We start from the raw sequence: 8,920 nt of genomic DNA, 5'->3' as shown, positions 1-8,920 counted from the left end.
GCGTGATCAATCGTCGTCGATCAGGCGCCCGCGGCACACCCGCCAAGGTCAATGCGACCGCTGGTCTCGCGGCCAGCGAAGGACTAAACTCGGTCAGCATCTCGGATGGCAGTCATGAGAGCGTACGTTTTCGACCATCCTCTCACCGGTCCCCGTATTGCCTCAAACGGCGATAGCCTAAAGTGGAGAGTTTTATTTTGGGAGATCAGGAATGAACATCGGGATGAAGACGATCATGGCGTTGTCAATTGCTCTGCCCGCCGCGGCGTGGGCGCAGTCTGACGCTCGAGCCGCTGATGCGCGCGCCGTGAAGGCTGTGCTGTCGTCGTACAAGAAGGCGATCGAAAAGCTTGACGCCGCTGGAACCGAGCGACTGTTCACGACCAACGCGCAGATTTTCGAGACAGGAGCATCTGAGGGCAGCTACACCACGTACTTGGCTCATCATCTCGGTCCCGAGCTGAAGCAGTTCAAATCGTTCCGTTTCTCAGACTACAAGGTCGACGTCCGCTTCGAGGGACCGGTTGCCCTTGCAACCGAAACCTACCGTTACCGGATTCAGCCCAAAACCGGTGAGGCGGCCGAACGGCTCGGTGTTGCCTCAAGCGTACTTAAAAAGGTGGGCGGCAGCTGGAAGATCGTGTCCATGCACAACAGTGCTCGTAAGCCGAAGGGAAGCTAATGGAGGTAGGCGGAGGCTGGTGCGTGAACGTATTTCTCAGCAGGGATTAACGACTCAGGGAGGTGCTTTCGGGATTGCGCTACACCGGCATGCTCATAATGTCCTTGTAGGCGGACAGCACTTTGTTGCGAACCTGCAACGTCGCCTCGAATGCGATTGAGGACTCCTGCCGCGCAAGCATCACCTTCGCGATGTCGGTTTCCTCTCCGCGTTCGTAGGCAACCGTCAAAGCACCAGCGCGCGCATTGATCGCATTAATTTTTTGAAGCTGCGTCTGAAAAGTAGCGGCGAAGCCGCCTAGATCGGCGTGTCCTGATTGCGAAACGGCCGCCGCTCCGCCCACGCCTGAGACAGAATTTGGGCTATCCGCCTTTCCCAGCGCGGTGTGCATCGCTGCGTCAAAAGCCGCTCCTTTCGCAGCCCCGGACACGGAGACAGAGTTCGGGTTGCTTGCTACGTTCCGAAGCGCCGCGTTCTTGTCGAGGACAGCGTTCCGCAAAGCCATGACATCATTGATGGAGATGCTGCTCATATTTTACCTCGGTGCGCCTTCAGCGCACCGACATGTCGCATTGAAACCGTTATGGCATGGTTAATTGAACTTAGTACTGATTGCCTATTCATGAAGCTATGCACCGATCCCTCGCGCAACGTCTCGTCGCGGATAGGTTCGAGGGTATTGTCTTGATACCAGCGTCGCCCCTCGATCCGGCTCCCGGTGCGAAGCACGCCGGTCGCATAGGCAGCGCGGTCCGCATCATCCATCATAGGGTCGCACCAGCGCCAGCGCCGTTTCGTGGGGCCCGTCAAGCTATGTGGTGAAGTCACGCAGATGGAGGATTACCGGCATCGCCTTGGGATGCCATGGCGAGACGATCGCGTTCGGCGAAGGCGTAGGCTTCGCTACGCACAGTCGGTCGCCATATGCCGACGAAGAACGCGATCGGCTCATTGGGGATCAAGAACCACATCTGCCGGGGCTTGCCATCGTCGCCAGTCCCGCCCTCGGGGTGGGGTCCGGCGAAATGGGTGAACGGGACAAGGCAGCGCCGCTCCGGGTTGGCGAGCGACGGCTTCCACATCGATGAAGCGAGGTTGCGGCCATGGGTCACATACTTGTCCAGCTTCACGACCGGGTCGCGCTTGCTCGGCGCCTGGATCGCGAAGCCCCATTCCATCGTGACCGGCTCCAATGGCCGGTTGCCCGGCGACGATCACCGCACGCCCAGGCGCACCGAGGGGTCTTCTTCTCGGTAGGGAAGACTTCGCGCGGCACCGGGGAGGTCTCATCCCCAGGATTGGCAGACGTATCGCTAAAGCGATCCCCGGCAATGGGGTGCGGGTTCGATCCCTGCCGCTGACGTTAAGACCGAGCAAGACGGATCATGGATGTCAAAAATCGCGACTACGCGGTTTTAATCAAGAGAACGCAATAAAAGTTTAGCGTGAGTATTTTGCGCTCTCGATCTGATATTTCCCAACCCGGAAATGAAGTTCTTTGAAGCATGGAGGGTTGATATCAATTCTGAATGCCGGAAGCAGGCACTTTGAGATATTCGACACGAAGGTGACAACTCACGTTTCATCTGTGACGGTGACCGTATCAGGTTTCACGACCGCATCTCCTTGCGTTGACAATCCGGTTCCCGCTTGCGGCGGGGACCGCAATCACACAACCGATTGCACATTCCCCCGTCCTCCAAAAGCTGTCAGCGACTCCGGTCCTTATCGCGCGGTGCTGGCGCTTGCGCCGGGGTCGCGCGGCCGATTTTGACGTCCAGCGATCCGCCCGCTTTGATCCGATCGGCGACGAGCTGGCGCGTCGACTCCGCGATGGCTCCGACCATGCGCGCGCTCTCGCCCCGATCGCGCGCGGTCTTCATGGCCGCGTCGACGATTGCCTGGGCGGGCGCAAGGCGCGGATCGGCTTGGTTCTTCTCCGGCGTGTTCTTCAGGAACAGCTCGGCAAGCCGCTCCTGCCCCGGCGAGTGACCAGGGGGCAGGATCGGCCGCTCCAGCGACCGCACGGCGCGCTGGAGCTGGGCCGGCTGCTGGTTGTTGATTTGAACACCGAGTGCTGCGCCGATCTCCCGCACGCGCTCCAACGGCGTCTGCTGCGGCGTCACGACGGCATCGACCTGACGGACACCTAGATAGGTGAGAAGGTGCGATTGATAGATCGGCCCTTTGGCATGGCGGACATAGGCGAGTTCGGTGCGCGCGTTGGCGATGGCGGGGGAGGGGGCACCCTCCTTAATCAACCCACGCAGCCGATCGGCCGCCTGTTGGCGAGCGGCCGGCAAATAGCGTTCCAGCTCCTCGCGCGCCTTGGTCAGCGTCACGCGGTAGCGTTGCCCCTCGGGCGGCGCGCGCTTGGGGAGCATGGCGATCCCTGCGGGGCCAATCCGCGCCTCGGGCGCGAGGTCGCGCTTGATCGCCGCTGCGGAGAGAACCGCCGCCATTCCGCGATGATCGCCGGTAAGAAAGCCGTGACGGGACGCCTCCATCCAACGGTCCTTGTCGATCGCGGCGATGCGGATCGGGTGGCCGGCTTCGCGGGCGAGCTGGGCGGCATGGTGGCGCATGGTGCGCCCGTTCCCTTCGCGGAAGGGATGAATGGCGTTGATCTCGTTGATGTGGTTGCCGAGCCGATCGAAAAACTCGTCGCGAGGAAGCACCCGCAAGCCGCTCTGCGCTCCTACCTCGGCGAACCGCTTGTCGAGTTCGCGCGCGATGTAGGGGACGGCGGCGAAGCTCGATCCGCCCTTGGCGATGTTGACGGTGCGGTCCTGGCCTGCCCAATCGTAGAGGTCTTGGAACAGGTGTTTGTGAAGGGCACGGTAGCCGTCGGCGGTGGCTGGAAAGGTCAGGCGCGCAGCCTCCGCGCCGCGCGCCTGCGTCAGTCGTCGTTCGGCCTCGGTAAGCGTTTTGTCTTCCGTAATCCCGAGCCGGTTACGAAGCGTCTCGGTGCCGGGATATGTATAAGGATCGCTTGCCAAGGTCAGGCAGCGATCTGGCGGGTTCCGGGCTGATAGAGACTGAGGATAATCGAGGGCATGAGGGCGGGCGGAACGCCCTCGTCGAGCATCATCGAGAACATCGCGTCCTCGTCGATGGTCGGGGTCATATCCTCGATAACGAGATTGGCACGGGCTTCCGCTACGTCCTCGCGCCAAAGCGCAACCTGTTCAGGGCTGCCGCGCTCGAAATCCATCTGGCGGATGCGCTCGCGCAGCGTTTCAAGATCGATCTGGGCCATCGCGGTCATCCTTTCTGCTCATAACCCTACGCCTTCCAACGCGATTCCTCAACAAATCACGTGCGATAAGAGCCGGTCGGTGCGTCGCGATCCGCGCTCGCTTGAACGCGGATCGCACGCCGGGGACGTCAGTATTCGCTCGCGAGCATGATCGTCAGCACGCGCTTGGTCTGTTGCTCATCCCACGGCGCTTCGCTGCCATAGGTAAGCGTGTTGTCGTAGTAGTCCACCTTCCAGAAAACGGTTTCGGCGATTGCCTTGTCGTCGCTCGGTCGCTCCTGCGTCCACGTTCCCGTCGCGAGCCGATAAACCGCGCCGAAATCATGTTCTCCGTGAGGATCGTTGTCGCCGGTGAATTGCGAGAAGCCGACGATCGCCGCCAGCGCCGCGAAGCGATCCGCGTCGGGGAGAGACTGGAAACCCAGCGTGACGTTGGCGATGGATGCGGTGCCCGGTTGGCTCCGGGCTAGGTCATTAAGGCGACGGATGGTGTCGAGTTGTTCGGGGCTGCACATCACTGATCCTCCTTCTGGCATGGGCCGCAAGGCCGCTCGGCCTCACGGCCCTGCCTGTCCGGCGAGGACGGGATGGGGAGGGGGAGCGAGAATCTACCGCTGGTGCGGGCGAGCCGCCTAGCGCGGCCGAAGCCTCCGGCGACGGGTGCCGCGGTTGGCGGATTACACGGGCGGTCGATTGTCGTTCGGGAACGAAAGGGCAGCGCCCTTGGTGTTCCCCTAGCGCCGGTCGCGCGCATCGCGATCGGCGAGAGTTGCGCGGTGCGGATCTCCGCACGGCACTATCGCGCGCAAGCGCGCCCCCGTCAGGAGGGCGCGTTGCGTGCGTCGCGGGCGGCGATCACCAGATCGACGATACGCGGCTGATGGAACAGCTCGCCACGCTCGACAACACCGAGACCGGGACCATCGAGAACGTCGCGGATGCGATCCTGCACGACCTCCTCCAGGTCTCCGGCGAGAACCCAAAAGTGGCGCGGGTCACGATCGCGGCCATCGGCGCGGAACTGGTCGCTTTCGACGACGGCCTGGACCAGCGCGTTCAGCGCGGCCATCCCCAGCGCGCGCTCGAAGGCGAGCTGCGCGAATAGGCGATGATGGGACATGGAAACCTCCGTGTTGCCGTGATTGGCGACGACGGCGGGAGGGGCGCGGAACGCCGGGTCATAGGACCGCGCCAGCGGCCGGCTTGCCGGGCAGCGGGGGAGCCGATTTGCGCAGCAAATTGGGGGGACCGCTGATCCTTGAGGCGGCGTTCCGCGCCCCTCACGATGGGCGGAGACTGACGGACTGCCTCTACAAACCAACGCCCGCCCACGGGGCGGACCGCTAGCCGATTTTCTGCTTTCGTTCTCGACTCGGCTGACTCATAGAATCGTCATGCCGATCATGGCCGAACATCGCTGGCTCTACCCGATCGACTGGCCTGAGTTGTCGAGGCTGATCCGGTTCGGCCGCGCCAAGGGGCGCTGCGAGCATTGCCAGCGCCCGCACGGCCGGCGGGTGTTCCACTTGGGTGACGGACGCTGGTGGGACGCTGATCGCCACCAATGGCGCGACGGGCGCGGTCGCCGGGTGCGTGCGCCTAAGTCGGACGTGGCGACGATCGTGCGCATCACGCGGGTCTATATCGCGTGTGCGCATCTGAACCATGACCCCACCGACAACGCACCACGCAATTTGGCTGCACTCTGCCAGCGATGCCATATGATCCATGACGCGGCCGAACATCGGCGCCGGCGATGGCTGAATGCTTACAGACGTCGGGCCTTGGGCGATCTGTTCGCATGGTTCGAACCACGCGCGATCTTGGTGAGGAATGGCGGCGGTCGTAGTATCAGCTTGGGTGACGGGCTGCGCGGCTCACACGCGAATAGCAGAATGGAGTGATAGCAATGGATACCTTCAACGCTGGCGTCCAATACAACGACTTCAAGGGAACCGTTGCCGCGGACATTTCCGATAATGTCGCGCTTGCCGGCCATCTGGTGTCTTTGGGAAAAGCTGAAAGCGACGAGCGTGTCATTGGATTCAGGATCGCTTCTGGGGAGAACCAGGGGACACCCGTGACCGATGTGTCGCTGGTGGCTTATCTTCTTCGGTCTGCTGAGTTTGAGCCAGCCCCGGCAGAGGTGCGTGCTGTCGAATTGCGCATCACGCCGGGGGAAGCGCTCGCATTTTTCAAGCGTTTCGACCTCGTGGCAGTTCGGCGCGGCGTCGATTTGAGCGGCACTCACGTAGATGGCCCGCATTACGATTAAACTCGCCATCGCGCCGCCCGTCCCTTGTGGGCGGGCGGCGTGCGCTGATCTGCAAGGGCAGCGCGCGCGACGGCCATGCAGAGCATGGCTGTCGCGCCGGCGAGGGGGCTGATGCTGGGCGGTTGGTCGAGAAAAGGGGGTGATTATCACCGCCCCCCGTATCCGTTTACGCCATTTCGTCGGCCTCCATGTCCTCGCCATCGAAGGCATCGGCGTCGGGATCGTCCAGTTCGTGCCGCTCGGGCTGGTCGAACGCCCCGATCTGCATCGGCGCGGGAAGCCAGTGCGAAGCGAGCCGCCCCGACACGTTGACCGCCAAGTCTGCCTTCTTCTTGATGGTTGCGCAGTTGTCGGCGCTGGCATCGCCGCATTCGGCGCGGAGTAGGTCGATAAGGGCCGCACGGCGCATCTTGTCGAACAGGGCGATGGGGGCTTGCCAGCGGGTCGCAATGTCCACGCCTGTCGCGCGGGCCACCTGCTCAAAGTGATGGTGACGCGCACCGGGGGCACCGCCTGCGAACAAGGTGCCGTCCACCGTCATCGCCACCAATCCGGCGAGTAGCGCCATCTTGTCGTCGTGACTCATGGCGCGAATGACCTCGAACCGGCCATCTGCTGGGACCGATGCGAAGCGGTCGGCCATCGTTTCTTCGACCTCCCGCACGTCGCTGGTCGCCATAAGGTCGTCGGCAACATCGGTCGCGATGGTCTTGGCCTGCACGTCTATCGCCATCTGATAGCTGTGCGCGCCGTGGAGTAGCTGACCCGCAAGGCTGTCCAGCAGCACATCCAGCGCCAGCGCCGGGTCGGCTGAAACCGCCTCCTGCACGATGCGGGTCTTGATCCGCGACAGGTCTGCAACAAGGCTGTTGCTGTAGAGCGGCTGCGGCTCGCCGCTGCTCGCCTTGGGCTTCGGCTCGGCCTTCGCGCGATAGAAGCTCTTGCCGAGCGATCCGTCATGCGAAACCCAGAGCGCCACGCCCCCGACCGCGACCTGCTCGGCATTGAACCCGCGCAAGCCCTCAGTGATCGCATCCCGCTGATCGGACAACGGCGCGATGCGGTCGCTGTCCTCGCCCTCGGCCTCGGCGATCTGTTCGATAGCGACGTCGATTGCCTCGATCCGCGCGGCCTCGTCCTCGGTCGGCTCGCGCGTGGCCGGATACAGGCTGCCCTTCATGTAAAGGTCGTAGGGCCGGTCCAGCGTGGCGCGGACCTCATGCCAACCGATCGCGCGATACTCGTCGGCGATACCGTCCAGCTTGTCCTCCGCCAGTTCCTGCACAAGCTCGGGATGGTCGGCAAACCCCTCGGCCCCTTGGCTGAACAGGTCTACCGTGATCGTCCCGCCCTTCGCCTCGTAGGCGTCGCGCCCGACGAAGATAAACGCGCCGCTGGTGGTGTCCACCTTCTCGGTGGTGAGCATCCGCCGGATGGTGTGGGCGTGGCCGTTCGCCGCCTTGCATACCTTCACCTGTTGGTCGTGGTCGTCAGTGAGGGTGAGCGCGCGCGCCGCCTCAAGCGACAACTGGTCCTTGGCGATCAGGTCGATCAGCGCCGGTGCCAGCGCGGAAAGGCGAAGCATCTTATAGACGAAGCTGACCGCCTGACCGAACCGGGCAGCGATTTCCTCGGCGTCCATGCCGGTATCGCGTAGCGCCGCAAAGGCGCGGATGCTGTCTGCCGGGTGCATGTCCTCGCGCTGGAAGTTCTCCGCGAGCGACAGTTCGATGGCCTCTTCCTTGGTGCGGACCTCGACGGGAAACGCGTCGCTGTTCTTGATCTGCTTGCGCTTCGCCAGTTCTTTGAGGCCGCGATAGCGCCGCCCTCCGGCGAACACATAGAACAGGCCCTCGTCCTCATAGGCGACAAGGTTTTGCAACAGGCCGTGCGCGGCAATGTCGTCGGCCATGCTCTCGACGGCGGAAGGCTTCACGCGCCGCTGATTGAGCGGGGAAAGGCGAAGCTGCGACAGCTTGACGGTGATGATACCCATGATGATGCTCCTGATCTGAATAAGGTTCGGTGATGGGGGAGGGGTCAGCCTTCGAGGCTCGCGAGTTCGTCAAACTCGGCCGATGCGCGCGCCGCGCCGTCCCCTGCGTAGGTCGCGCCGGAACGCGGATAGAAGAACACGCGCTCGCCACGGCGGTAGGGGGTGCCGTCCGCGCTGGTCCCGTCCACATTGGCCCGTTTCCAGTAGGGATCGCCCTTGTATCGGGTGTAAGCCATTCTCTTTCCTCCTTCTTCCTGCGGCTGAAAGCCGGTTGCCGCAGCAACCGGGTCTGCCTCTCCGGCGAGGAGCGGGATGGGGAGGGAGGAGGAAAATCGATGGCCTGGCGCGGGCAGGCCGCCTTAGCGCGGCCGACGCCCCTTAGGGCGTCGGGTGCCGCGCTTGGCGGACCACACGGGGCCGTCTATTTTCCTTCGGGAACGAAAGGGCAGCAGCCCTTGGTGTTCCCCGCGCTGGCGGGCCTCCGGGGGAGGGCCGTGGCGCTCTACAGGGGAGCGTCTCGCATCTTTGCGCGTCCGCAGGTGTGCCACGTGGCACACCTCACGCGAGGATCGTTACCCTTTGGGAGTGCGCCGTTGTGGCGCGAAGAAGAAAGGAGTGTTCGTATGAACTGAGCTTATTGGCATAGCTCATGCCTGACCGACTTACCGGTGCCGGTGACGAACCAGCTGAAATTCCGAAAGGGAAACG

Annotated in this window: 11 protein-coding genes; 3 read left to right on the top strand and 8 right to left on the bottom strand. The window is 63.1% G+C overall.

Going from position 1 to position 8,920, the window contains the following annotated elements; all coding sequences use genetic code 11:
- The first annotated feature begins 211 nt into the window (after positions 1 to 211).
- Complete coding sequence (locus S2M10_RS17330; protein ID WP_053003295.1) at positions 212 to 682, top strand: nuclear transport factor 2 family protein; 471 nt, start codon at positions 212 to 214, stop codon at positions 680 to 682.
- Between the two features lie 79 nt (positions 683 to 761).
- Here the strand turns inward: S2M10_RS17330 and S2M10_RS17325 are convergent, their stop codons facing one another.
- The 6 genes from S2M10_RS17325 to S2M10_RS17300 form a co-directional block, all read right to left on the bottom strand.
- Positions 762 to 1,214, bottom strand: coding sequence for a flagellar hook-basal body complex protein FliE (locus S2M10_RS17325; protein WP_042469180.1), 453 nt, complete (start codon positions 1,212 to 1,214; stop codon positions 762 to 764).
- Between the two features lie 292 nt (positions 1,215 to 1,506).
- The gene (locus S2M10_RS17320; protein ID WP_231738854.1) at positions 1,507 to 1,860 is read right to left on the bottom strand and encodes a hypothetical protein; all 354 of its coding nucleotides are present in this window, start codon (positions 1,858 to 1,860) and stop codon (positions 1,507 to 1,509) included.
- 531 nt (positions 1,861 to 2,391) lie between these two features.
- The gene (locus S2M10_RS17315) at positions 2,392 to 3,681 is read right to left on the bottom strand and encodes a Fic family protein (protein ID WP_042469182.1); all 1,290 of its coding nucleotides are present in this window, start codon (positions 3,679 to 3,681) and stop codon (positions 2,392 to 2,394) included.
- 2 nt (positions 3,682 to 3,683) lie between these two features.
- Positions 3,684 to 3,941, bottom strand: coding sequence for a hypothetical protein (locus tag S2M10_RS17310; RefSeq protein ID WP_042469301.1), 258 nt, complete (start codon positions 3,939 to 3,941; stop codon positions 3,684 to 3,686).
- 128 nt (positions 3,942 to 4,069) lie between these two features.
- Positions 4,070 to 4,456, bottom strand: coding sequence for a DUF3768 domain-containing protein (locus S2M10_RS17305; RefSeq protein ID WP_042469183.1), 387 nt, complete (start codon positions 4,454 to 4,456; stop codon positions 4,070 to 4,072).
- A gap of 305 nt (positions 4,457 to 4,761) precedes the next feature.
- Positions 4,762 to 5,061, bottom strand: coding sequence for a hypothetical protein (locus tag S2M10_RS17300; RefSeq protein WP_042469185.1), 300 nt, complete (start codon positions 5,059 to 5,061; stop codon positions 4,762 to 4,764).
- Positions 5,062 to 5,335: 274 nt separating this feature from the next.
- Here S2M10_RS17300 and S2M10_RS17295 point away from each other — a divergent pair, with 274 nt between their 5' ends.
- Together S2M10_RS17295 and S2M10_RS17290 are read left to right on the top strand one after the other, a co-directional pair.
- Complete coding sequence (locus S2M10_RS17295; RefSeq protein WP_231738850.1) at positions 5,336 to 5,845, top strand: hypothetical protein; 510 nt, start codon at positions 5,336 to 5,338, stop codon at positions 5,843 to 5,845.
- 5 nt (positions 5,846 to 5,850) lie between these two features.
- The gene (locus S2M10_RS17290; RefSeq protein WP_042469187.1) at positions 5,851 to 6,216 is read left to right on the top strand and encodes a hypothetical protein; all 366 of its coding nucleotides are present in this window, start codon (positions 5,851 to 5,853) and stop codon (positions 6,214 to 6,216) included.
- A 166-nt stretch (positions 6,217 to 6,382) separates the two neighbouring features.
- Here the strand turns inward: S2M10_RS17290 and S2M10_RS17285 are convergent, their stop codons facing one another.
- Positions 6,383 to 8,212, bottom strand: a complete 1,830-nt coding sequence (locus tag S2M10_RS17285) for a ParB/RepB/Spo0J family partition protein (protein ID WP_042469188.1) — start codon at positions 8,210 to 8,212, stop codon at positions 6,383 to 6,385.
- A 44-nt stretch (positions 8,213 to 8,256) separates the two neighbouring features.
- Positions 8,257 to 8,448 carry a hypothetical protein gene (locus S2M10_RS17280; RefSeq protein ID WP_042469189.1) on the bottom strand — a complete coding sequence of 64 codons (192 nt, stop codon included), beginning with the start codon at positions 8,446 to 8,448 and terminating at the stop codon, positions 8,257 to 8,259.
- Positions 8,449 to 8,920 lie beyond the last annotated feature (472 nt).

Source organism: Sphingomonas sp. S2M10, assembly GCF_012650175.1.
Taxonomy (GTDB): Bacteria; Pseudomonadota; Alphaproteobacteria; order Sphingomonadales; family Sphingomonadaceae; genus Sphingomonas.
This window is presented reverse-complemented; position numbering and strand designations above follow the sequence as displayed.

Coding starts and splice junctions, on each gene's coding strand:
- S2M10_RS17330 (WP_053003295.1), top strand. CDS start 212: ATGAACATCGGGATGAAGACGATCATGGCGTTGTCAATTGCTCTGCCC.
- S2M10_RS17325 (WP_042469180.1), bottom strand. CDS start 1,214: ATGAGCAGCATCTCCATCAATGATGTCATGGCTTTGCGGAACGCTGTC.
- S2M10_RS17320 (WP_231738854.1), bottom strand. CDS start 1,860: ATGGAATGGGGCTTCGCGATCCAGGCGCCGAGCAAGCGCGACCCGGTC.
- S2M10_RS17310 (WP_042469301.1), bottom strand. CDS start 3,941: ATGGCCCAGATCGATCTTGAAACGCTGCGCGAGCGCATCCGCCAGATG.
- S2M10_RS17305 (WP_042469183.1), bottom strand. CDS start 4,456: ATGTGCAGCCCCGAACAACTCGACACCATCCGTCGCCTTAATGACCTA.
- S2M10_RS17300 (WP_042469185.1), bottom strand. CDS start 5,061: ATGTCCCATCATCGCCTATTCGCGCAGCTCGCCTTCGAGCGCGCGCTG.
- S2M10_RS17295 (WP_231738850.1), top strand. CDS start 5,336: ATGCCGATCATGGCCGAACATCGCTGGCTCTACCCGATCGACTGGCCT.
- S2M10_RS17290 (WP_042469187.1), top strand. CDS start 5,851: ATGGATACCTTCAACGCTGGCGTCCAATACAACGACTTCAAGGGAACC.
- S2M10_RS17285 (WP_042469188.1), bottom strand. CDS start 8,212: ATGGGTATCATCACCGTCAAGCTGTCGCAGCTTCGCCTTTCCCCGCTC.
- S2M10_RS17280 (WP_042469189.1), bottom strand. CDS start 8,448: ATGGCTTACACCCGATACAAGGGCGATCCCTACTGGAAACGGGCCAAT.